The organism is Candidatus Poribacteria bacterium (assembly GCA_026702755.1).
Taxonomy (GTDB): domain Bacteria; phylum Poribacteria; class WGA-4E; order WGA-4E; family WGA-3G; genus WGA-3G.
On record JAPPBX010000031.1, the window covers coordinates 1 to 24605 of the forward strand.

Here is a 24605-nt window from a genome sequence, read left to right on the forward strand (position 1 = left end):
GGAATAGATGAAGGCGTTTTTTCTGCTTTTCCGGTAATCGATCGTAATGGAGCCGATCTTGTGCGATTTTCAGGACGTGATGTGAAACGTCCATTCCAAAGATCTCTTCAAATTGCTTTTCAGCCAATAATTTACGAAGAAGTTTTCCCTCACCGCATCCTAAATCAAGAACGCGTTTCGCACCACACGTCTTAAGGACTTCGGTGACCGCAGCCAAACGGACTTCGTTCAGAGAGATACGTTCTTCAATCTGTTCCTCTTTATGTGCTTGACTTGCCTCGTCAGTCTCTTGAGCATCTTCCTCGCGCAATTGGGCGAGTGCCTCATGCGTCAATCGACGTTGATGTTTCAAGTAACGACGAACAATCGATTCCTGTTCCGGATGCCCAGCGAGCCAATCATTGCCATGCTTTAAGAGTTTTTCGATCTCTGCCTCACCCACCCAGTAGTGCTTTTCGTCGTCAAGCACTGGCATCAAAACATAAAGATGCGTGAGGAGTTCGCTCAATTGACAGGTGTTTTCCAGCGTTACCGTAAAATAACGGCTCTGTCCCCAATCTGGGAATTGTGGGTCTAACATATATCGTTCTGCGCCTACTGTATAACCCAGAGGTTCAAAAAGTCGGCGCAATAATTTTTCGCCACCGCGGCATGGCAAGATGGATAATTTTGCCTTTAAAGGGATCTCTGTTTCCACAAGTTCTGGACGTTCTTTGCACTTGCCCGATAACGCACTACTAAATACCCGTGCGATCGCTACACTCAAAAACGACGAAGCAACATAAGGACGATCACTAACGTACTCCGCCAACGCGAAATTTTCCGAAAATTGCCCGTGCGGACGGCGAACAAGTCCAACCGGATCAACATCAAGAAGCAGGGCTGCCGTGCACGTTTCGGCACACGCCTCCGGGTAAAAGACATGTGCCTGACCAAAGGCAAGCCCAAAGGATTGAATTCGCGCGGGGTGTTTATGTAACAAATAACCAAGATCGGTCGCAGGAGAATATGTGGTTGATATTGTTAATAGCATAACGAGGTGGTAAAAAATATAACGATATCTGACGATAACTTGGATTGGACATCTCAGCAGTTGTGCTCACATACATTACATTGTATTTTCTTTTCCGTATTCCGTCAAGTCTTTTGTTAGTGTATTAGGGCTATTTAGCTTTAGAATTTTTGTCCAATGTAGTCGAAAAATTCGCGACCGGAAGGTCACTCCTACAGCAAGGAATACAGAACCGAAAGCCTAAAATTTCGGAAAACTAAATGCCCCTATAGACCGCTAAAAAAGCCTTGAATTTCGCCAAGGCATCGTGTATAATTTGGATAAACTATATGTTCTTACCACACGGAGGTTCCAGATGCACGCAACCTCAGAAAACATATTGGAAGCATTTAACCAACTTCCTGAGATAGAAAAACATGCGATCGCCTCTGAAATCATAAAACAGATGGTTCTGTTGGATTTCCCGCCTCTAACAGATGAGGGACTCACAGAAATTGCTGACGCGCTTTTTGTTGAACATGACAAAATGGACTATCATCTTGCAAGTGAAGTTAAAAAGGCATGCCCGTCAATAACATAAGCATGATACGAATAAATTTGATTCAGTTTTAATCGGAGGACATGGCGCAATGGCAGCTGCTAATTCTCATCCATACACACCGGTATATCCCGGTCCGAACGACGATCTGCTCGAAGCACAGGCACGCGTTTGCACAGGGCCGCATCAGACACGACCGTTAGGTGTAAACGCCTCAGATTTCCCGCAACCGGAACCGCTCCTTGAAACGCTCCTAAAATCTATAACGGGTGAATTGCCTGAATCGGATGCTGCATCAGCGGCACAGATGGGGGCGTTCTTCGCGGCAATGACGCTCCGCGCCTATTTCCCAAAATCCACACAATGGAGTCCTGCGGAAGAAGCAGCATTCCGCAAATACCGTCCAGCACTCACGACACAGCTCCCACCCGAAATTCAATACCTCATGAATCCAGAGGACGGCTATGTACCAGCGAATCCGACAGAGGCAATCGTCGTGAACGCATTGGAAAAGATTTTACGCGCAAAACATTTAAGTTACACTGAAACCCGCGAGATGTGCGAAGCTATCCTCAGCGATGATGTCAACCCTGCCCTCAAAGGTGCTGCACTCATCGGGCAAAGAATGAACCGTGAAACCTACAAAGAGGTGCGCGGTTACCTCGATGCGTTCTTCGGACCGGAAGAGGTCCAGCCTATTGATGTTGCAACGCTAACGCATTTCGGGCAACCCTACGATGGCGCAACGCGCTATTTCCGTCCGACGCTATTTGTCGCTGCCGTGCGCGCTGCACTCGGTGAAGCATCGCTGCTGCACAGTGTGGATGTAATGCCCCCGAAGAACGGTGTGACAGAAGAGGCTATCTTGAAGGCACTCGGCGCGAATACACAACTATCGCTTGCGCAAACCGCTTCACTCATCACAAACGAATCGGTGGGGTTTGGATACGTCAGCCAACGCGAGTATTGCCCCGCTGCCTATAACTTACGCGAACTGCGAGTGCACATCAAGAAACGTCCGCCTTGGGCAGCAACAGAGAAAGCACAACAGTTCTTCTCGGCACGGGAAGCAAACTATATGGTGCTCGGCTACTATCACATCGGTTATGAGAAACCGCTCCTCCAACTGGCGTGGGAGAGAGGGTTTGATGCCGCAGTCGCTGTGAAGGGAGAGGAAGGGACAAGCCATTACGCGCTCCGCCTCGGAAAGCCTTCAACAAGCGATAGAATGGCAATCAACTATTCGCAAGGGTTCCGTCGTGTCAATGGTGTACGCGAAGATTTCGTGTTGGACATAGATCCAGCAGGTTACGGGTTTGACTATACTCGGAGTCCACGTCCAGAGGTTGTGAGCGCGGCAGCGTTTGCAGAAGTGGGTGTCGCGGCACTCTCAGGCGAAAAAGGACCTATCTACGATAGGATCCTATTGAACACAGCGATGGTAGACCATCTGTTAGGGATTTGTTCAACCCCTAAAGACGCACTTGCGCGCACACAGTCGGTGATGGATAACGGAAGCGCATTGAAGCACCTGCAAGCGTATGTTGCGGAGAGTCATCGGGGATAGCACTTGTTATCGACAGTCAGCAATCCGCACTTAGAGACTGTTTGACTGCTGATTACTGACGGCTGATGGTTTCCGATAACTAACAACCAATTAAATGTAGCCAGTTGAACCATCGGGACGGATGGGACAGGTGCGCTGCCAGTGGATGTATTCATTGTCCGTGATCGCCGCTTCGTTGACCTCTACACCCAAGCCGGGACGGTCTCGCAATTCCAAATACCCATCTTTTGGTAGATAAGGTTCGTCTACCCAATCGTTCCATTCGGTTTCAGTGGGCAGCAGATATTCAAGTATCTTGAAATTTGGGGTTGCGGCGGCGAAGTGGACATTAACAGCCGTTGCGAGCGGTCCCATCGGGTTGTGGGGGGCAACACTGACATAGTGTGCCTCGGCGATTGCGGCGATTTTCCGCATTTCCAGCAACCCACCACAGACACAAACGTCCGGCTGAATGATGTCAGCACCCTGCGCTGCGATGAGATCCAGAAACTCGAAACGTGTATAGAGGGACTCCCCTGTTGCAAGCGGCACTTGCATCTGGGCACGTAGGCGCGCCCAGGCAGGTATATGCTCAGGTCGGAGCGGTTCCTCGTAGAAATACGGGTCGTAAGGTGCGAGTGCGTTTGCGAGTTGGAGTGCGCGAATCGGCTCGAAGATTTTGGCGTGCGGATCGAAGGCGAATTCCCAATCTGTCGGGGTGTTATTCCGAATTTGCTCAAAATAGGTAGTGGCAGCATCACAGACACGTCCCCACCGATCTGCATCAGGATCGAGTTGATAAGGACTCGTCTTGAAAGCGGTGAAGCCCCACTCTTCATGAAGTTTGTGTGCCTGATCGGCGGCTTCGATACCGTCTCTGCCACCGATGCCGCGATAGATACGGATACGGTCACGAGCGTGTCCACCGAGGAGCATATAGACTGGCACACCCGCTGCCTTTCCACTGATGTCCCACAACGCATGATCAACAGCAGAAATGACAGCAAGCCCGGCACCGCCCGCGGGGAAACGGAACTGCTGATGCAGTTTCATCATAATATACTCAATCCGTCTCGGATCGTCGCCTTGAATCATCTCAAAGATGTAATCAGCAATCGGTTCAACAGAGAGGTCGGGACCCGTAGAGTAGGCTTCACCCCACCCGTAGAGACCTTCATCTGTTTCGACTTTGATGAGGCCGCGGGGTCGATTGCCGAAGCGTGCCATAAAGGTTTTGATAGCAGTGATTTTCATTTTCTTAACTATGGACCTCCGTTCTTTATAGTAATCGGCTGTCAGTACGTTCGCTACGCTCACTTTCAGCAGTCGGTAAGAGGTTTCTGATTAAAAGAAACATCTCTTTACTGACCGCTGAAAGCAATGACGAAGTCATTGCGCCCTGACAACTGAAAGCCAATTACCACGGATGTGTACGAAACGGTGATGCGGGTAACCCTTCTTTGTTCACGAAATTCGGTTCCGCGCTCTGATGCCATCCGAATCGGACTGCGACCGGATTTGCGATGGCATCGCTGGAGACGACAACCGTATCGCCATCAATTGTTGCTTGCGCCTCGACGAATTCCTTATCTTCACCGGCGATTTGGAACCATGTGAGCGGTTTTTCATCTCGCGAGGTTAAACCACTACCGACATGATCAAAAGTAAGTCGGATTGTGTTTCCTTCGACCACCATTGATTTGTAGAGCGGGCCGGAATATGTCACATCATCTCTGCCGTAGTCCTTTGCAAGTGCCCACAACGCCAGCCGTCTACCGACTCCCTGTTTATTTCGGGGATGAACATCTCTCGGATTACCGATGTCGGTTGTCACAGCCATACCGGTATTTGGGAGTGCTAATGTTGCGGTTTGTGCTTCCCAGATTTGCGGCAGGAAAAACTGGCTGCCGTCTTGATTACCGTAATTGAACGGCGCGAGTTGCACGAAATAGAAAGGGAAATCTCCTTGTCCCCAGATCTCGCGCCACCCGTTGATGAGTGCCTTCATCTTCTCGTGATAGATCATACCGTCCTGATGGTTCGATTCGCCTTGATACCAGAGCGCACCGCGTATGGCGTAAGGAACGATCGGATGCACCATACCATTGTAGAGTGCCGTCGGTCTCCCTTGATCCATTAACGGATGCGTATTGTCAGGCATCGGTTTAAGCTGTGCCTCGGTTTCTAACGCTTTACGGGTCTCGGCTATCCACGCTTCTATCGTGTTTATTTTCTCTGGGAGTTGTGAGCGATAGTTCGCCTGTATGTTTTCGACTTCCTTGTTTATAGACGTAAGTGCAGGCACACCAGCGAGACCCACAGGCGGTGTCCACGGTTCGATGAGGGTCCCGCCCCACGACGTGTTAATTAGCCCGATCGGAACATCAAGATTCTTATAGAGTTTCCGCCCGAAATAGTAGGCGACAGCGGAAAAATTCGGGATCGTCTCTGGTGTAGTTTCGTACCAATCCGCCTCTACATCTTGCTGAGGTAAGCCTGACGGGACTCGTGGGATATGGAACAGTCGGACCTTCGGATACATCGCCGCGGCGATCTCTTCCTCGCTATCATTTGAGGCACTTACGGGCCATTCCATGTTTGACTGCCCGGAACAGACCCAGACTTCACCGAAAAGCACGTTCGTCAGTTCGAGGGTGTTACTACCTGTGATTCGGAGTGTGTAGGGACCCCCAGCTGCCATAGCGGGGAGTTTAGCTTGCCAATTGCCATTAGCGTCGACAACTGTGGTTGTTGTTGCAATCGGTTCGACATCTTCGGCTTCAGCACTGAGTGTTATCGTAATCTCTTCGCCTGGGGGTGCCCACCCCCAGATAGGTGCCTGCATGTTACGCTGCAGCACCATGTTGCTGCCGAAGACACGCGGCAATGTGACCTCGGCGTAAGCGATACTTCCGATGAGAAGTGGTAGAAAACCGATGAAAAACAGCAGAATTAGTTCCATATCTTTGCTCCTTCAATTAGATAGTCGCGGAACGCATAAGTCAAGTCCTTCGGCTATTTTACCATGAATCTGTACGGAATGGGGATGCAGGTAATCCTTCCTTGTTCACGAAATTCGGTTCCGCGCTCTGATGCCAACCGAATCGGACTGCGACCGGATTCGCAACGGCATCATTGGAGACGACGATTGTGTCGCCATCAATCGTTGCTTTCGCTTCCACAAACTGTTTATCTTCACCTGCAATCTCAAACCACGTGAGCGGTTTCTCATCCCGTGCCATCAAGCCGCTACCGATAGCGTTAAAAGTGAGTCGGATTGTGTTCCCTTCTACTTCCATTGATTTGTAAAGTGGACCAGAGTGCGTTACGTCATCTCTACCGTAGGTTTTCGCCAGTGCCCACAACGCCAATCGTCTGCCGACTTCCTGTTTGTTTCGAGGGTGGATGTCCTTGAGGTTACCGATGTCTGTTGTCACAGCCATGCCGGTATTTGGAACAGATAACGTCGCTGCTTGTGCCTCCCAGATTTTCGGTAGGGTGAACAGATTCGCGTTCTGTCCGCCGTAATTGAAGGGAGCAAGTTGGACGAAATAGAACGGAAAATCACCTTGTCCCCAGACTCCGCGCCATCCATTAATGAGTGCCTTCATTTTCTCGTGGTAGAGCATACCGTCTCGAAGATTTGATTCGCCCTGATACCAGAGCGCGCCACGTATTGCATACGGAACAATTGGATGCACCATGCCGTTGTAAAGTCCGGTTGGTCTGGCTTGATGCCTTAAGGGGTGTCTATTGTCAGGCATCTGTGTAAGCGGTGTGTCTTTTTCTAATGCCTCGCGTGTTTCGGCTATCCATGCCTCAATTTCCTTCATTTTTTCGGGAAGTTGCCCGCGATAGTTCGTGTCCGCCTCTTGAATCTCTTTGGATATAGATTCAAGGGCAGGCACGGTTGCAAAGCCTGCAGGGGGTGTCCAGGGTTCAATACGCGTGCCCCCCCATGAAGTGTTGATTAACCCGATCGGTATATCAAGGTTCTTATACAGTTTCCGACCGAAATAGTAAGCGACAGCAGAGAAATTGGCAATTGTCTCTGGTGTGGTTTCGTACCAATCCGCTTCCACGTCTTTCTGAAGCAATCCTGAAGGTCTTCTCGGTACATAGAACAATCGGATCGTTGGATAGTTTGCAGCAGCGATTTCTGCCTCGCTGTCCTTCGAGGCACTCACGGACCACTGCATGTTTGATTGTCCAGAGCAAACCCAGACTTCACCGAAAAGCACGTTGGTCAATTCAACTGTGTTCTCGCCGGTGACACGGAGTGTATAGGGACCCCCAGATTGCATAGCAGGAAGTTTGATCTGCCAATTGCCCTCCGCGTCGGCAGTCACAGTGGTTGAGAAGACGAGTTCGGTACTTTCCTCTTCGGTAGTGAGGGTTACGGTAATTTCTTCGCCTGCGGATGCCCACCCCCAGATAGGAACTTGCATGTCGCGTTGCAGCACCATATTACTACCGATGACGCGTGGCAACGTAACTTCGGCATGGACGAGAGGTTGTGTAAGGAACAGTAGTAAACCAATGAGAAATAGTGTAATTCGTTTCATGTCGTCGTTCCTCCAATTAGATAGTTAGTGGTGTAAACTCTCCAGTTTCAAGTTATCAAGTCGTTAGAGATGGATTGTCAATGATTTATCACTCTTTCGGAATAATTTCCACTTTTAGTTCAACCCCTAAACCTTTGGCAATTTTCATAAGATCCCGTTTCTTATCTATCGTCGTCCCGCCTGTATAGATGTAATATTCCCCTGATTTCGTTTGGGAGCGGCCCGAGTATTCAGATGCTGTGACACGAGGAATCTTTCGCCGGACTATGTCAAGTGCCGCCACTTTTTCAACTCCTAACTTTTCAATCACCTCAAAAAAAGTGTCTTTTATTTTCGGACATTCAATTATTTCACCATCAGGCATCGTAACAACCAGTCTTGTCCGTCGCTGAGACCGTTTCGGTTCTGGAGTCGAAACATGCATTGGGGGAACGTGCTCTTCTTGGTCAAGACCTTGGATTTGACTATCCGCAAGAGGAACACGCGCTTCCTCAGATTCTGTTGTTAAACTTTCCAGAAAAGCAAGTACCTCCTCTTCTGTTGGTAAATATCTACAAACCTTTTTCATATCTGCTATTAGAAGTTGTAGCAATACCCGATTCTTTTCTTCCAAGAGCTTGTGCCATACTTCGGGCAAATGCCGTGCCAACTCGCGTTGTCGCGAAAAGTTTCGATAGTCTTCTTCGATTGCAACAAATGCATCACCCGTTTGTACTGACTCGTAGTTTAAGTATCTGTTTAGAAGATTGGCATTTTCCTCACTATTTCTAGTAATGAGATCCAATTCGACTACCTTGCGTTCTTCGTAAGTTCCCTCACCCAGCGGGTAAAAAAAGATCCATTTCCGCCCATCGGTGAGAATAGCAACACGGACACCTTGATGAACAGCGTATTTAAAAAGTTGTCTTTCTGCTCCATCAAGCTTCCCAACTTGCTTCGCTTCAATGAAAATGCGTGGTGTTGCGAGTGGATGATACAGAGCATAGTCAACTCTCTGTCCCTCAACTGGGTATTCCGGAAAAACAACCTGAGTCTTCAACATCGGCCATCCTAACTCCTTAAGCAGTGGATCTATAATACCGGAACGTACGGCAGTTTCATTTGTGAACTGCTGGTTTACTAATTCGTTGCGTATGTCATCAATGTGCTCCTTCAGTGTCATACTCCTACTCCCTCCATATTGAGTGAGTGATGTAGTGCGGTTCCATGAACTTTAAGAGAATATTTCGGTAATTCCATAAAAAGCAGTTTCAGTCAAAAGGATTGATCACTCCTGAAAATCCTTGAATCTTGTAAATCCTGCTTCAGACAATAAACATCGCGTATTACCGAATTAATTTTTTAGTCTTCATCAAACCGCATCATAGGTGTCAATTTAGCGATTTTTCCGTTAATTTTTCGCTGTAGATCTCTACAGATACCGCCCCTACGGGGCTTAGGTCTGTGAGGTACCGTTTTTCTACACAGATACCATCCCTACGGGATTCAAGAGGTTTTTGAAAGTTTCAAGGTTTCTGCGTAAAACACGGTTCGGTTAGGAATGCAGGTCGCATTTGGGCGAGTACGCCGCAAAACCGAACCTACCGGTCTGGGTCCGCGACGGTTGTTTTCCCTAAAATTGACCCCCATGGTGCGGTTCCAAATCACATCTACTGAGTCGGGATAAACTTTTTCTGATTGCTGAAAGCCGATTACTGGCTGTTATTCAGGCGTTCGGCGAGGTAGCTGTTGCGTTGCATGACTTGATTGTTACGGATACAAATGCCGAGTGCCTGTTTGGTGCCGACGACCACGACGCGCTCCCTCGCGCGGGTGATACCGGTGTAAAGAAGATTCCGCTGTAACATCAGATAGTGTTGTGTGTGCAAGGGGATAACAACAGCCGGATATTCACTGCCCTGTGCTTTATGGATTGTCGTGGCATACGCTAAGACGAGTTCTCCCAGGTCCGCCGTATCGTAAGCGACCTGTTTATCGGGAAACTGGATATAGATTTTCTTGTCGATGTGCTCAATCGCGACAACTCTCCCGATATCACCGTTGAACACGTCATAGTCGTAGTTGTTGCGGATCTGCATCACTTTATCGCCGACACGGAAACCACCCGCTGTGACGGATTGGTCTTTCAAGCGAGATACTTGTGCATAAGGTTCGGCTCCGAACCGTGATTTTTCTAAGGGATGGCGGTAGACCGGCGCAGTATATTCCGGATTCAACACCTCTTGAAGCCGTTTGTTGAGGTTTTCAGTACCAAGCGTTCCGCGTCTCATCGGACATAGGAGTTGGATGTCGTCTACTGGATGATAATCGTAGTGCTGTGGTAACCGATCCGCGATGAGCGAACATATCACTTCGGTAATTTCTTCGGGATCGTCCTCCTCTATGAAGAAAAAGTTTCGGTCAGTGTCGCCGGTGAGTTCAGGAAAATCGCCTTTGTTAATACGATGGGCATTTGTGACGATCATGCTTTCCTGCGCTTGGCGGAATATCTCGGTCAGTTGAATGACGGGTATCCTTCGGGAATCGATGAGCTCCTTCAGGACATTGCCTGCACCGACAGAGGGGAGTTGATCGGTGTCACCGATGAGGATGACGGTGGTACTCGGACGGATTGCCTGCATCAAACGGTTCATCAGGACGAGGTCTACCATGGATGTCTCGTCAATAATAACGACATCTGTGTTCAAAGGGTTGTGTCGATCCCGTTTAAAGGCGTTAATTTGTGGCGAGAATTCAAGGAGTCGATGGATGGTTTTGGCTTCACCACCGGTTGTCTCGCTGAGGCGTTTGGCGGCGCGCCCTGTGGGTGCTGCCAAAGTGATGTGTCTGCCTTGTGCCTCAAACAGACGAATCATGCCGACCGTGGTTGTCGTTTTGCCAGTGCCGGGTCCGCCCGTAAGAATCAGAGCACGCGCTGTCATCGCCGTATGGATCGCCTCACGTTGCTGCGGTGCGAAACGGATATGCATCTCGCTCTCCAATTCGGAGAGCGATGCCGCCTCGGTTTGAACGTGACTGGTGCCGTGTCTCTCATTAGAATTCAGGAGTCTCAAAAACTGATTTGCGACACCGAGTTCTGCATAGAAAAAAGGAGCAAGGTAGATAGCTGAATGGCTGTCGGCTGTCGGCTGTCGGCTATCGGAAAGAGATGCTTGATGTGCATCGGTAATCTCTTCCTGATCGCCATCTGCTGATGATTGATCGCTAACCTCGTAGTCGCCCTGTGTCTCGTCTATGTTGGTTTGTTCGTCAGTGTCTGGGAAGTCTGTAAAACCGGGATTAATAATTTCCTCTTTTTCAATGAGGGCAAAGATACCCTCTTCAATCGCTTCCAGTTCCTGCTCAAGCATCGTCTCACACGCCTCAATCAATTCGGAGCGGTGTTGAAAAACGTGGCCTTCATCTGCCTTTTGGCTGAGAACATATTTGATTCCGGCTTGCACCCGTTGTGGTGCGTCCTTATCTATGCCGAGTTTCTGCGCGATTGTGTCCGCGGTTACGAATCCGATGCCGTAAATGTCGTCGGCGAGACGATATGGGTTTTCTGTGACGATTGGGATTGCATGGCTTTCATAAGTCTTGTAAATCTTTGCGGCGTGTGCCGTACTTACATCGTGCGATTGCAGGAAGATCATGACGTTTTTAATCTCGCGCTGTGCTTCCCACGCTTCTTTGATCATCTCTACACGCTTCCGCCCGATGCCGGGGACGCGCGTCAGTTTGTCAGGTTCGTACTCAATGACATCCATCGTATCCATGCCGAACTTCCGGACGATGAGTGCTGCCATCTTCGGACCGATACCCTTGATGAGACCTGAGCCGAGGTATTTTCTTAAGCCGACGACGTTTGCGGGTAGGATGGTTTCATATTTCTCAATTTGGAACTGTCTGCCGTATCTGGGATTGTCTACCCACTCGCCTTGGAGGAGGAGGCTTTCACCGGGGTTGATGGATGCCAAATTGCCGACGACAGTGATAAGTTCGGACTGGGCGCGCGCGGAAAGTCGTCCGACTGTATAGCCGGTATCAGGGTTCTCATAGACGATGCGTTCAAGTATACCCTGCAATGTTTCCATCTTTTTAATTTTGCCCTAACGGGGGCTGTTAGGACACATCGGCATTGAAAGGACACGCGATGCGTTTCGGACAACTTTATTAGAATTACAAATAGAGCAAACTATCAAATAGGTGTGCGATTGGACAAGAAAACCCTGGCACGACATCCTCACCGGTGAGTGTATTGTTGTGTGTTAGTGTCTCAATATCTGTCTCGGAGCGATATACCGTCACCGTTTTAGAAACAGGTTCAAGAACCCAAACGAGATGTGTTCCTGCTTTCAGATAGGCAAGTGCTTTTGCAGCAACACGAGACTGGACATCTGCAGGAGAAACAACCTCAATTGCCAGATCGGGCGGTATGGAAAACCCCTTAGTCTTGTCGCCAGTCAATCGGGCGGTTGAAACAAACGCGACATCAGGTTTTGCTGTACGTTCCCCAATCTGAAATGTCGTCTCCGCCGTATACAAGCGTCCTAATTTCTGTTGATAAACATGCATATACAAATAATGAATGACATTGACACTAATTTCACCATGTTCTCTCGACGGCGGCACCATTGGTACTAATTCTCCCTTAACATATTCATACCCCTCTACATCATGCTCAAGAAATTCCTCCAACGTCATTGTGGTAGGTATTGAGCGCATCTCTGGAGGAAGTGGCGGTGATTTTGGGACTAATTTGCCGTCTATGTATTCATATCCCTCTACATCATGCTCGAGAAACTCTTCCAATGTCATCTTGAGGCTTTCTGGTGGACGTATTCCTTGCTCAACTTCGTGGATTTCTTGTAACTTCATGCTTTTAATCCCTCCGAATAGAAAGTTTGCAAGTGTGCTAAAGTTTGCAGATGAACCAGAAGCCTCTGGAAACCACTTTACGGACTTTAGAACATTTTATGGACTTTGAAACTTTCCCCAACTGAAGTCGCTGAATGAGATCTATCCAACTTCCGTCATCAATTTCCGAAAAGCATTGAGCTGCGGTGGAATGGTATGCGGCTTATCGGTTTTATCTTGGAGTGCCTCAACGGTTTTGAGTCCATTACCCGTGATGGCGAGAACTATCGACTCATCCCGTCCAATGTGGCCGCTCTCTATCAATTTTTGCGCAGCGGCGAGCGTAACACCGCCAGCAGTTTCGGTGAAGATACCTTCTGTAGAAGCGAGCAGTTTTATCGCCTCCACGATCTCACCATCAGTGGCGTGTTCGCCGACACCACCGGAGTTTCGGACTGTATCAACAGCATAGATACCATCTGCTGGATTTCCAATAGCAAGGGATTTAGCGATTGTGTTCGGTCTGACAGGCTTTACAAAGTCGCCGTTTTCTTTATATGTGTTGACGATGGGACCACAACCTTCCGCTTGGGCGACGTGGATTTTAGTGTTCGGTTTGTCTATTAAATCCAAAGTGTGGAATTCTTTTAATGCCTTGCCAATCTTTGTGATGAGAGAACCACCAGCGGCAGGTGCGACGATATGTGCGGGCGCCTTCCAACCGAGTTGTTCGAGCAGTTCAAAGCAGAGGGTTTTCGAGCCTTCAGCATAGAAAGGTCGGATGTTGATGTTCACAAATGCCCATGGATAGACCCCACCAATTTCACTACAAAGTCGGTTGACATCGTCGTAAGTACCAGTGATGCCTACGACTGTGGGACCATAAACGAGAGATGCGACGACTTTGCCGACCTCAAGATCCGCGGGGATAAAGAGAAAGCAGTTCAGTTTCGCGATGGCGGCGTGTGCGGCAACAGCGTTGGCGAGATTGCCAGTGGACGCACAGGAGACAGTGTCAAAGTCGAATTCCTTCGCTTTGCTCAAAGCGACTGCGACAACCCGATCTTTGAAGGAAAACGTCGGATGACAGACGGTGTCGTCTTTGATATAGATCTCGTTGACCCCGAGCGCGTCTGCGAGATTTTTCGCACGAACGAGGGGTGTAAACCCAGTGTGCTCACCATCCGTCGGTTCACCGTCTATCGGCAGCAGATCTGCATATCGCCACATACTTTCGGGACCGCTCTCTATTGAACGCCTTGAGATAGATTTTTGTATCACTTCATAGTCATAGTCTACTTCCAGAGGCCCAAAACAGAATTCGCAAACGTGAAGCGGCTCTTTGGGATATTGCTCACCACATTCGCGGCATTTGAGCCCTAATACTTTTTCCATTGTTTCTTTCCTTTTCGATTTCTAACGATTGGTTTTCAATGAATTTGAACACCATCACGGTGAACGAATAGATTCCAAGAATTTCCTTTTAGTCCGTCCGCGTTTATTGTTAATCTACAATCACCTATACACCAAAAGATTGGCGGGGTTAGATGAAGTTTAATTATTTAAATCGGTAATTCTAATTCGCCCCTAGGCCCGGTAGGTGCGGTTTGCAATCGCACCGGACTTCACCAATAAATTACCGAATTAATTTTTTAATCCTCATGAAACCCCGCCAGCGGAGGTGATCGGTAAATGATTAGATTGTCAATTTAACGCTAAATTCGTTTTTTCCGGGTTGCAATGTAAGACGTATAAAAAGCAAATGTTCTCCGACCCATCTGACATCATGGGCGTTAGACTCGGTGAGTCGTAAACCGTTGTGGTCCCCCCACACTGCTATCCCATAAGGCATCGCTTTCGTTGATTCTACTGTGATAGCGATGCGTAGTTGCGTTCGATGTCGAGTTGGCGAAAAGCCTATTAGAACAGGTTTCGTCGCCTCAGATTGCAACACCCGTTCGCTTGCATAATTTTTGATTTCAACGGGGTCCATAGCACCTTCAATAAAGGCGAATTCGCACGCCGCGTCACAGTAAAACATCTTTAACGTAGACTTCGGATCAGCGGTTTCCTCTTGTACCTCCGTACTTGTACCGACAACAGCCACCGGTTCGGTTAGTTTACAATGCGCTATGTAATCGTCAACCATCTGAGAAAGCAGTAGCGGCTTCGTGTCTTCAACACTCACGACGTGTGCGAAGTATGCATCCAGTCGGTCAAGTCCATCTTGTCCGAGATGCGCGACGGTGAGCGGATGAATATGCTCTACATAACCGAGCCACTGATTCCACGCCGTGTTCTCCAAATAGGTATCGTAATGCTGCTGTGCCGTTCCATTTAAGAGGGCTGCGCGAAGATTATGTGTATCCTGAGCAAGATGACCGGCGGTATGGTAGGGGACACCAACAATTTTCTCAAACGATTGCGCGCCGTTCTCATCAGCCGTCCCTCGCATTGCAATAGCATCAGCGGACGTTGGTGCCTCAAGTGGATAAAAGCACCCGAACCCCCCACGGTCCATTTCCACTTCCGGTGCGTTCGGATCGGTCTCATCAATATCTTGTGGATTCCAATGATAGCCCCAGAGCCCTCGGAATCCGGTCTGTTCAAGCGCGCGCAGAAAAACATCATTCTTGAAGATTGCGCCTGCGACATTAGGCTCTGCCCAAGGCATTGTGCTCTTCAGTTTTTCGGATTCCTTGGTTATGTACTCCGGTAATCGCTCTCGCATCTTGACGAGATGCGTCGCCATGGCTTCTGTGCTGGCACCTGGATTAGCGTTTCTTTCTTCCTCCCAGTTTGTGTCCCAGATCGGTTTGACATCGAGCATTAGCAACGAAGCGTCGCCCCCACACTGTTCAAAGTCGGTGTGCAGTGTGGTGAGCAACTTCGCAACGCCTGGCGCAGACTGCGTGTCGATCGCCCATGTTATGGGTATACTGTGTTTGTGCGCGATTTCGGCTAATAGTCGGATGCCCTCAAGCAATCGTTCTCGGTCTTCCCCTATTGCTGTGCTTACCAATCCGTAATTCAACATGTTCTTAATAGTTACCAGTTACCAGTTATCAGTTGTCAGTTAATTTCTTGTGGTGGTTGCTTTATTTATTACTGCCACAACGCCTCTTTTAACTGAAGACTGAAAGGTTTTTCGCAGAAAAACCGAACCGACAACTATTCCAAAAAGACGGTAACGCCCATGTCCGCATACTTTTGACGTGTGCTGGGGTTGCCATTTCTAAAGCAGACAGCAGTTGTCGTTCCTTCCAAGGCGCGAGCGACGTATTCAACGCAGGCATCCACGGTTTGGAGCGCATGATTCGGATGACTCTCAATGCTAAATGTCAAATCAGCGGGACCGAAGGAGAGGCAATCAACACCCGGTTTCGCGAGATATCGTGCATGTGTGACAGCTTCTATAGATTCGATTTGCATCCAGAGGATACCATTGGAATTCCACCAGTCGGCGTATTCGAGCCGCTCTTTGCCTGCGGAATTGACCCGTGGGGCACCACCCCAACTTCGGATACCCTGCTGTGGATAGTAGAACGCGGCAACGGCCTCGTTTACTGTTTCGTCCAATTCAACTTGCGGCACCTCAATGCCAGAGGGGCCCAAATCAAGGTAGTTGCCGATGAGGTAGGCGTTTCGGGTATGCTTAATCCGAAAGTTAACCGGAATCCCTAATTCATTCGCCATATTACAAAAGGCGACAAGCCGATCTTCGTTGTATGGAGAGTGCTGGCTATCTACGGCAACAAAATCGTAACCCTCGTCTTCGACTTTGGAGACGAGCGCGTCGGCGGTTGTTGCCATAGAGACGTTAGCGCCATAGACGTGTTCTCCGTTATGTATCCGCTGTTTCAAATTTGCTGCTGACATTGTCATCCCTCGCTTTTTTGGTGCAGCTTGCAAGTCAAACTTGCTGTTAACCACTGTCCGCGATGCGCGCGTAAGTTCAGTTTTGTCCTAAAAATAGCATAGCAGAATGCTATTCCGAAACTCAGGCAGGCACTGTAAGTCACGCCCAAGCCTTTATAATTATACCCCAAAAATCGTTTTCTGTCAACGGATTTGGTTTGGAACGGAGGCATTCGGTTTTCAGTTATCCCTGTAGGAATCGTATCTGCTGGCTATCGAAGTGGCGTTCCGATTTCTGGGTGGGGCGGATTCGCCATGCGTCTGGTAAGCGGACGAGGGTATTGATAATATCCGGGTTCTCGAAGTAGGTATCATCTATCCGCCAGAATTGGAGGCGAGGGTAGGATTTCTTGTTGTGTTCAAAACTGCCCATATCCTGTGCTTCTTGCCGCATTTTCGCGGTGACGGGTTCAATGGTGATAAAGATACCGACCTCAGCGTTGTTCTTATCCATCACACGGCAGAAGGCGCGGACTTGGGTAATGGTAGGTTTACCGGTCTTGACCTCAGCGAGAATGCGCGCATCCGTCTCTTTCATCTGCTGCGGATTCCAGAGCGTGACGTGTCCAACGCCGTCGAGTCCGCCATCACCGACATCTTTCGTCGGTCTCAGTCCAAGCCGTGTCACCGCCCAATTCGAGAAGTCGTGATATTTCCGTTTGTCTCCCTCTTTTAAGAGTCTGTGGACCTCCTGCATGTTCGTCGGATAGCCTTCGATTTGGTAGTCAACGGACGGCTCTAACCCGTGCCGATCTGCCAACCGTTGCCGCATCGGATCAAGTGCGAGGATTGTTAAGTCTATGCCCAACCACTGCCGTTTGAGGGCATGGGCGGCATCAATTGTCGTGCCGCAGCCACAGAACGGATCGAGGATGATATCACCTTCGTTGCTGGAGGCAGTTATCAGGCGTTCATAAAGTGCAAGTGGCTTTTGCGTCGGGTAACCTTGGTGCTCCTTAGATTTGCTTGTGAGGGGGTTTATGTCTGTAATAATATCGTGCACTCTTCTTCCCTTTGAGGTAGACAAATACCGCTTAAACCTTGGGATATTTCCCTTCGGGGGCCAGTAAATTAAACCGTTCGCATCCAACGCATCCAGTTTTTCGTGAACAGAAAGGGATTCATAATTGTCAGGTGGTTCAACACCTTCGGGCCAGGCTTCTCTACGCGGTGCTCGCCAGTGATTACCTACGGCATTCGGATCTACGCTCCGCCAAGGTTTTCCAGATTCACCATGCCTAATTCCAGATGCGTTCAGATCCCCTACTTGGTAGAGACCTCTTTGGTCCTTATAGCGATAAGCCCTTTTTACGTACTCCGGATCATGCTCCATATAGACAGGGTTCCATACCGTTTTGCTACTTTTGCTATAGAATAGAATCGTGTCGTGGACTCTGCCATACTGCTTACCGTCGTTATGTGCATTCGTGCGTTGCCAGATAATCTCGTTCCTGAAATTATCCACGCCAAAGATAGCGTCCATTACGCCTTTGAGATAGTGGCTTGCAGTCGGGTCGCAGTGGAGGTAGATGCTGCCGGTGGGTGTGAGGACTCGGTGCATCTCGGCAAGTCTGGGTCCCATGAAGGCGAGGTAGGCACGCATTGCACCACTATTGCCGGATACGGCGTTTTGCAGCACTAAGTCGTAACCCTTGAGGCAGTTGTCAAGTGCTTTATAAGTGTCGCTGGTAATGGCTCGTGATTCAATGTCGGTGCGCGCATCCTGTGCAGCGGTGTCATACGTCCATGTATCGGTAAACGCTTTCTTCTGTGCGAGGGAATCACCGATGAAGGCGTTGTAGTCGCGTCCGCTGTTGAAGGGTGGGTCGGTGCATATCAGGTGAACGCGTTCGTCATCCATCTCGCGTAGGATTTCGAGGTTATCGCCGAAGTAGAGTTTGTTCATGATTGGTTGTCAGTTGTCGCGATCATGAGATCGCTCCTACAATTAGGATTTTGAGGTTATCGTCGGAGTAGCGTTTGCTTACTCTATTCTCTCCGCGGGTAAACACTTTAAAGGCGAGTTCAAACAAGGTGTACTGTCCTTCTTGTACTCGACTAAAGTTTGAGTTCCTCAACATCTACTTTAACTTCGAGCCATGTATCCCATTTATACATTTCAGAAACCGCTGAAACAGCCTTTTTCGCGAGGTTAATCCTTTCATTCATGCGTTCTTTATCCACATCACCATAATGTTTGACGATCACATGGAGACTTTTCCCATCTAACCCGGGTAGATAAGACAAAGTAAACCTATCGGATACCGTGCTATCGTGCCGAAATTGAGAATTTAACATGACTGTAAGCCAGTCCAAACGGGTAGGTGTGTATCCTTCTAATCCTGGTGCTTTCTTTGGCATTTTCAATCTCCCTTATCAATTAAGAAATGCAACAATCAGGGCAACGATGGCACTTGTAACGACGCTGCCAATGGCAACGGCTATAGTTACATTCGACCGCAAGCGTGCTTCTAATCGGGTTATTCTGTTATGGAGGTCGTCTTTGACACTCTGGAGGTCACCTTTAAGATCGTTTTTGATTCCTTGGAGGTCATCCTTGAGATCACTCTTAACATCTCTGATGTCATCTTTGAGGTCGTCCTTGACTTCGTTTATCCGATCATCCAGACGTGATTTTACATGACCAAGTTCTTTATCAACTCCGTCCATTTTTGTTTTGAGTCGAATGATTTCTTCTATGTTAGATGTATTATGATTGTTAGCGTCTGACATGACACGCTCCTCTTCTAAAATTCACGCTATTTTGCCCCGCTGATTGTTTACCAAAGTGGCATTCCGATAATGGCTCATAGATATGTGGGTTTGGTTTAGACGAGACGGACATATCGACCATCGATCTCGCGTAGGATTTTGAGGTTATCACCAAAATAGAGTTTGTTTATTGGTATGTCTCTAAACTATAGTATGTTTCTCCTGCCGCAAGGGCATCACGGATGTCTGCAAAGAGATTGTAGGCTTCCTCAAATTCAGCAAATTCAGCAATGACGCGTTTGGATCCATCCTGCGCTGTTAAGACGAGTTGACCTTTGCCAGGGTCCTCTCCTTCTACACTCAAATTTTTGTACTGATAGAAATTTATGATTTCCAAGTCATCCGTCACGATGTACATAATTGTTCTCACAGAGGTTTCGGTGTCTAACCGGTATTTTTTCCAATAGATTAGCCAAGCTTCACGAGGTCTAGCCCGGATGCTCCGGCTTTGAATGCTTCTGCTACAATGGTGATTTTCTCGGGTTCGGTGCCACCGCCAGCTATTTCTGAATCGGTGAAAACCGTATAGCCAACGCGATTGTTATTGTGAAAGTGAATTTCTAACCTGTCCCCGTTTTCACGCTCCCAAGAAAATGCGAGGTCTCCATCATCGTCCCTGAATGTTCTACGCTTGCCTAAAATCCCATCTAATTTTTTGAGACACTCAGCACGTACGGGATTTGATTCTTTTCGATTTTTACGTTCTAAAGCCCTACGTTGTTGTCGGTTCATAGAAATACCCTATTTTTTCGCAAGGAAACCCGCTTATTATTGACTTGAGTCTTTAACAGCAATTTCGTTGAGTTGCGCTGATATAATAACATATAAACGGGAGATAAGTCAAGTGAAAATGCCAAAGTTTTAGCAGAGGAAATCGGGGTTAGAAACCGATTTTACCGGCTCTGGGGTTACGGCACACGGCGTGTGCCTACTACTTTCGTCTTGCTCCCACAAGGAGATTTTGGGTGTTGACAACGGCGGGTTTTCAGGATATGATGTTGCGGGTGAGAAGAAAAATCGGGACGATGGAGAACAGTATGAAACCTTACGAATACATCGAACATACGGCTGATATGGGACTACAGGTTAGGGGAAAAAACCTGTCTGAACTCCTGACGAATGCGGCACAAGGACTCTTTGAGACGATAGCGGTTGTGGAGACAGTTGATGAGATAGCGTCTATCCAAATTCGCCTCACGGCTGAATCTGTGGAAGACCTGTTTGTGGCGTGGCTCGATGAACTCATCTTTCAACACGAGACGAAGGAGATTTTCTTTAAGCGCGCAGCGGTTCAGCAGTGCAGCGAAACGGAGGTATCAGCGACGGTTTACGGCGAACCGGCAAATTTCGATAAACACGAAGTCTATACTGAGATTAAGAGTGTCACGTATCATCAGTTGCAGGTTGTGCAAAAGCCTGATGGGAGTTGGTTCGCGCAGGTTATTTTTGATCTGTAATTGATCGTCGGTTGTCAGTTATTCTCTTGTGGCAGTCGTTTTACAGGTAACCGCCACAGAATTTCTCTTAACTGATAACTCCTCTGCACAGCCTAACAGGCTATGCTACAGAGATAACGATTACGGATAGAACTGATACATTGTGGTGTTCAAAAGGACGTTTAGGAGGCTCCACGTGCTTCCCATGAGATAATCACCGAGCACTAATCCTAAAAAGAAGGGAATGGCGCGCCGATAACTTTGAATGCCACCGTGCCGAAGGATGAGCCATTTTAGGGACAATGCAATGAGCAAGGGAATCCAAAGGTCGGACATCTCTTGGTTACTCGCCATCACATAACCGAGCGGATGCAGCGGCAACCAGAAGAATTTGACACGGAGATATGTCAGTACCATCATCACAGAAAATCCGATGCCCATGAATATCACGCCGAGCCAGTCCGTGTCGAGCGGATACGTAATCCAGTTTGTCAATCGGCTGAAGTATTGTCTACCGTAGCCGAGTGCCCAGGGTCCAAAATAGCCGGAATCCGCACCGAATTGGTAATAAAGATGGAGTTGTACCCAGAAAGCGACGAACACACCGAAAATAGTGGCGATGACGATGGTCAGGAGCATCCGACGTTGGTTGATATTGGCAAGCTCAGCGATTTTAAACGCCTCCAACTGATGTGGCATCTGCTGCGGACGGTAATCTCGGTTGAAAAAGCAGACGGAGAGTGCCGTCAAGTTCCGTGCACCGAGGCGGTGCGTTCCCAAGATTGTGTTTAAGATGTATCGGGGTGCCTGCCAATGATAGGCGTGGACAAAGATACCGGACTCGGCACGGATACGCGTTGTTACCAACGGTGTTATGAGAAATAGGACGGCAAAAGTGAGCGCGAGCCAAGCTGCCATGCCCGCCTTGTAGAGCAGAAACGCAAATAGGAGGATACCGATAACAAAGCCCCAGACAGCCACCCGATACGGCATCGGTTCATCGTGCTGTGGCGGTGGTGGTTCTCGTCCGCGGGACGGCAGCGCGCTCCGCAAAACGGCACTGAAATGCCGTTTACCCGTCCAACCGAAGAAGAAACAGAGTCCCACGAAGGCACCGATCGTCTGTTCGTTAAGATAGGGGAAGCGCGGGATGCTACTCCACCCGACCGCTTTCGCTAAAGCGACCTCGTTCCGATAGAGAAAATAGAACAGGGTCGTCGAAAAGAGGACATCCAACGGCATGAGGAACATAATCCCGATAGCGAACGGATAGAAGGCGGTGATGATGGTGCCGTAGAGGCTCAGTGGCGGTTCGTGGAAACTGAAGAAACGGCGTGTCACCGGAATATGCGGTATCACAGGGTAGAGATGGCTCAATCCGTTGAAAAGACTGATGCCCGCGGCAATCGAGAAGCCGATCCACATCCGTTTGTTTCGGAAGAAACCGGATTTTGGATCCGTCATCATAAGCGGGAGTTGGATAATCGGGAAGGTGAGGCGTTCCCGCTGCGCCCACTGCCGACGGAGAATTGTGTTGAGGCAGAGAAAGATGAAGGCTATAACTACAAACAGCAGTAACCACGCTCCCATCACCGGCAACCAAACCCGCAAGTGAAGCGAACGATACAGGCTTGATTCCCCAAGATAGTAACCACGGAGTGCATCTCTATCTGAAACAGTGAGCCATTGCGGGAGGTGGTGCCAAAACAGAGTGCGCCATTCGTTCTCTTCCGTTGCAAACCAGAAACTATGTCCAAGCACAGACAGGATCGCTTGTAAGACATCGCATCCAGCGAGTGTTGTGGCGAAACTGAGTGTTACATAGAGGAGTAAGAGTTCGCCCTGTCCAAGCGCAACATTACTGCTTAGGAGACGGATGACACTGTTTATTAGCATCACCGCAGTGAGGATGAAAATGACATTGGACAGGGGGACCACCCACGTTGGAAAGGTATAACGCACTATTTCCATCTGGATGAGGAAATAGCAGTTAATCGGTGCAGTAATGGCGAAGATAAATAGGACGCGCCACGTGAGGGCGCGTTGTTGCTGCGGGGAAGTCAATTTTGTTTCGCCTTTGTGAAAAGCGTTAGGTATAGGCATTAATTTCTGTGAGGTTTGCAGCGACTATTATTCGTTACTCCGCGTTCGGAAAGAGATGTGGGTTTGCTATAAGGTCTTAACGTCCTCTGGGCTCGCGCCAATAGATAGGGATACATGTCCCCATTCTTCGTTTGAAAGTTGCTTAGTCAACTCCGACCAGATCAGATTATGCCGCTCGCGCGCGAGTTTTCCATCAAATTTTCGACTGACAATAACAACATGGACAAGGTCGTCAAAACCGTCGGAGACATCAACAAGGTCTGTTGCTTCATTGAAGTATCCAGATTTAAGCGAATCATAAATTTTTTGCTTTAATTTTTTTGATGCCATGTGCAAGTATATCACATTTTTCAACTCTGTTTCAAGGAGGGTATGAAACTCCACAGAGGCATTTAGGTATCGGTTGTCAGTCGTCAGTAGGCGGGGTTGCTTAGGGGAAATCCGCAAAAATACCCAAGCAAAACACCCCGCCAACAGAGATGAAGAAAACCAGACCCGACCGTCCCTTAAGCATGGTAAAACTTCTACCACTATCCATGCACAGGGGTCTCGCGTGCTTTTTCAAAGAGGTCTGCCCATTCGTCAGAGCCGTCGTCGAAGGTTAGTTCCAGACGCGCGCCCTCTACTTGTGCCTCGCCGTTACCAGCATTGAAATAGCTCAAACCATCACCCGACATGTGGATACAACTGCCGTCAGGATAGACAGCGGTTTTGATGATGCGTGGCACGGGATGAATCGTGTAGCCATCAGCGTCTAACGCTTCATCAGGCACACGGCAACGTTCAACCGCGTCCTCATCAACCTCAACACCTAACCCAGGTGCATCAGGAACCTTGTGGCAGCCATCCGTTACTTGCACCGGTTGTGTGAGTAGATGTTCACTATAGAGATTGATACAGGTAATTGCGGGCCATGTCGCATGGGTAAGCACACTTCCGAGATGCCCTGCCCAGGTTGTTGTCAAGCCGTTGCCGACGATTTGGAGCCAAAACGGCATATCGGCTGCCGCGCTGAGCTGCCCCTCACGCATCACCTGCGACTTACCACCACCGATAACAAATCCAGTATTTACGTCCTCACATACACAAGTCGTATAGGGTGGTGAGCCGAAGTGCATTGCGATTTGGCAACCAACCTCTTGGCGGATCTGCTTGTTTCCTTCAACGTCGCCTTGCGGAATGGGGGTCTCAAACATTGCGACGTTTGGATGTCCAGCGAGTTTTTGCAGGACAGGGATAGCGGTTTCCGCATCGCGCCAAGAACCGTTTGGATCGAGGTCGAGTTTGAAATCTGATGGCACGGCTTCCGCAACAGCCTCCACCTGATCGTTGATATCCCACCACGGACGCGGCTTGTTTTTAAAACTGGTATATCCGTTTTCCACTGCATCCGCGGCTTCTGCTGCCCAGTTTTCAGGCGACGAATCAATAGACCACCATGAAATTGGGACCGCCTCACGACACTGCGTGCCGAGGAGTTGGTAGACCGGCACCTCTAAAATTTTGCCGACGACATCGAAGAGCGCCATCTGCAAGCCAGCACCCAATGAGTCGTCATTCATGAATAAGGCAGGACTTTGACCGAGCACACGTTCGACGCTGGCGTCGCTGACGCGGGAATAGGTATAGTGAATAACCGTCTCGCCCCAACCGACATGTCCTGTATCGGTGGTGACCTTGCACAACTCAAGGAGCGACCAGTTGTAAACGGTTGACACACTCTGCGTCGTAATCTGTTGTTGACGCGGGGTGAAAGGGACATCTACAATTACACGTTCAACGTTTGTGACTTTCATAGTAGACTCCTTAGATCAATAGGAGGATGGAGGTATAGAGACTTTGGAACGCACTTGTTAAAAAAAAAGGGCGAGGATTT

The 24605-nt window shown here is 48.8% G+C and carries 21 protein-coding genes; 3 read left to right on the top strand and 18 right to left on the bottom strand.

The features are described 5' to 3' along the window. Positions 1 to 1033: 3' terminal RNA ribose 2'-O-methyltransferase Hen1 (locus OXH39_05590; protein ID MCY3549915.1), on the bottom strand; the 1033-nt coding region annotated here is incomplete at its 3' end. A 334-nt stretch (positions 1034 to 1367) separates the two neighbouring features. Between OXH39_05590 and OXH39_05595 the strand changes: the two genes are divergently transcribed. Further along, entirely contained in the window at positions 1368 to 1592 is a 225-nt protein-coding gene (locus OXH39_05595) for a hypothetical protein (protein ID MCY3549916.1), read from the top strand. Between the two features lie 49 nt (positions 1593 to 1641). Then, positions 1642 to 3117, top strand: a complete 1476-nt coding sequence (locus OXH39_05600; GenBank protein MCY3549917.1) for a hypothetical protein — start codon at positions 1642 to 1644, stop codon at positions 3115 to 3117. A 90-nt stretch (positions 3118 to 3207) separates the two neighbouring features. On the opposite strand, the gene OXH39_05605 is transcribed toward OXH39_05600, so the two are convergent. The 14 genes from OXH39_05605 to OXH39_05670 all read right to left on the bottom strand — a co-directional run bounded on the left by OXH39_05605 (position 3208) and on the right by OXH39_05670 (position 19922). Beyond that, complete coding sequence (locus tag OXH39_05605) at positions 3208 to 4350, bottom strand: mandelate racemase/muconate lactonizing enzyme family protein (GenBank protein MCY3549918.1); 1143 nt, start codon at positions 4348 to 4350, stop codon at positions 3208 to 3210. Positions 4351 to 4513: 163 nt separating this feature from the next. Continuing rightward, positions 4514 to 6058, bottom strand: a complete 1545-nt coding sequence (locus OXH39_05610) for a sialate O-acetylesterase (protein MCY3549919.1) — start codon at positions 6056 to 6058, stop codon at positions 4514 to 4516. 58 nt (positions 6059 to 6116) lie between these two features. After that, positions 6117 to 7661, bottom strand: a complete 1545-nt coding sequence (locus OXH39_05615) for a 9-O-acetylesterase (GenBank protein MCY3549920.1) — start codon at positions 7659 to 7661, stop codon at positions 6117 to 6119. A gap of 88 nt (positions 7662 to 7749) precedes the next feature. Continuing rightward, positions 7750 to 8823, bottom strand: a complete 1074-nt coding sequence (locus OXH39_05620; GenBank protein ID MCY3549921.1) for a type I restriction enzyme HsdR N-terminal domain-containing protein — start codon at positions 8821 to 8823, stop codon at positions 7750 to 7752. A gap of 529 nt (positions 8824 to 9352) precedes the next feature. Next, the gene (locus tag OXH39_05625; protein ID MCY3549922.1) at positions 9353 to 11737 is read right to left on the bottom strand and encodes an AAA family ATPase; all 2385 of its coding nucleotides are present in this window, start codon (positions 11735 to 11737) and stop codon (positions 9353 to 9355) included. A gap of 85 nt (positions 11738 to 11822) precedes the next feature. Next, a complete protein-coding gene (locus OXH39_05630) occupies positions 11823 to 12521 on the bottom strand; it encodes a Uma2 family endonuclease (GenBank protein MCY3549923.1) in 699 nt (232 codons plus the stop codon). Between the two features lie 141 nt (positions 12522 to 12662). Continuing rightward, complete coding sequence (gene thrC / locus OXH39_05635; protein ID MCY3549924.1) at positions 12663 to 13895, bottom strand: threonine synthase; 1233 nt, start codon at positions 13893 to 13895, stop codon at positions 12663 to 12665. Positions 13896 to 14196: 301 nt separating this feature from the next. Beyond that, a complete protein-coding gene (locus tag OXH39_05640) occupies positions 14197 to 15537 on the bottom strand; it encodes a hypothetical protein (GenBank protein ID MCY3549925.1) in 1341 nt (446 codons plus the stop codon). Positions 15538 to 15671: 134 nt separating this feature from the next. Then, entirely contained in the window at positions 15672 to 16379 is a 708-nt protein-coding gene (locus OXH39_05645; GenBank protein MCY3549926.1) for an aldolase/citrate lyase family protein, read from the bottom strand. Between the two features lie 223 nt (positions 16380 to 16602). Beyond that, complete coding sequence (locus tag OXH39_05650; GenBank protein ID MCY3549927.1) at positions 16603 to 18324, bottom strand: DNA methyltransferase; 1722 nt, start codon at positions 18322 to 18324, stop codon at positions 16603 to 16605. A 152-nt stretch (positions 18325 to 18476) separates the two neighbouring features. Further along, positions 18477 to 18779: a hypothetical protein gene (locus OXH39_05655; GenBank protein ID MCY3549928.1), complete on the bottom strand. Its 303-nt coding sequence runs from the start codon at positions 18777 to 18779 to the stop codon at positions 18477 to 18479. A 15-nt stretch (positions 18780 to 18794) separates the two neighbouring features. Next, the gene (locus tag OXH39_05660) at positions 18795 to 19151 is read right to left on the bottom strand and encodes a hypothetical protein (GenBank protein ID MCY3549929.1); all 357 of its coding nucleotides are present in this window, start codon (positions 19149 to 19151) and stop codon (positions 18795 to 18797) included. 166 nt (positions 19152 to 19317) lie between these two features. Continuing rightward, positions 19318 to 19560: a hypothetical protein gene (locus tag OXH39_05665; GenBank protein ID MCY3549930.1), complete on the bottom strand. Its 243-nt coding sequence runs from the start codon at positions 19558 to 19560 to the stop codon at positions 19318 to 19320. A 38-nt stretch (positions 19561 to 19598) separates the two neighbouring features. After that, the gene (locus OXH39_05670) at positions 19599 to 19922 is read right to left on the bottom strand and encodes a hypothetical protein (protein ID MCY3549931.1); all 324 of its coding nucleotides are present in this window, start codon (positions 19920 to 19922) and stop codon (positions 19599 to 19601) included. Between the two features lie 305 nt (positions 19923 to 20227). Here OXH39_05670 and OXH39_05675 point away from each other — a divergent pair, with 305 nt between their 5' ends. Continuing rightward, positions 20228 to 20647, top strand: a complete 420-nt coding sequence (locus OXH39_05675; protein ID MCY3549932.1) for an archease — start codon at positions 20228 to 20230, stop codon at positions 20645 to 20647. Between the two features lie 120 nt (positions 20648 to 20767). On the opposite strand, the gene OXH39_05680 is transcribed toward OXH39_05675, so the two are convergent. From OXH39_05680 to OXH39_05690, 3 genes are all read right to left on the bottom strand, one after another. Beyond that, on the bottom strand, positions 20768 to 22690 hold the full coding sequence (locus OXH39_05680) for a hypothetical protein (GenBank protein ID MCY3549933.1): 1923 nt from the start codon (positions 22688 to 22690) through the stop codon (positions 20768 to 20770). A 105-nt stretch (positions 22691 to 22795) separates the two neighbouring features. Then, a complete protein-coding gene (locus OXH39_05685; protein ID MCY3549934.1) occupies positions 22796 to 23059 on the bottom strand; it encodes a hypothetical protein in 264 nt (87 codons plus the stop codon). Positions 23060 to 23259: 200 nt separating this feature from the next. Next, positions 23260 to 24525, bottom strand: coding sequence for an enolase (locus OXH39_05690; GenBank protein MCY3549935.1), 1266 nt, complete (start codon positions 24523 to 24525; stop codon positions 23260 to 23262). Positions 24526 to 24605 lie beyond the last annotated feature (80 nt).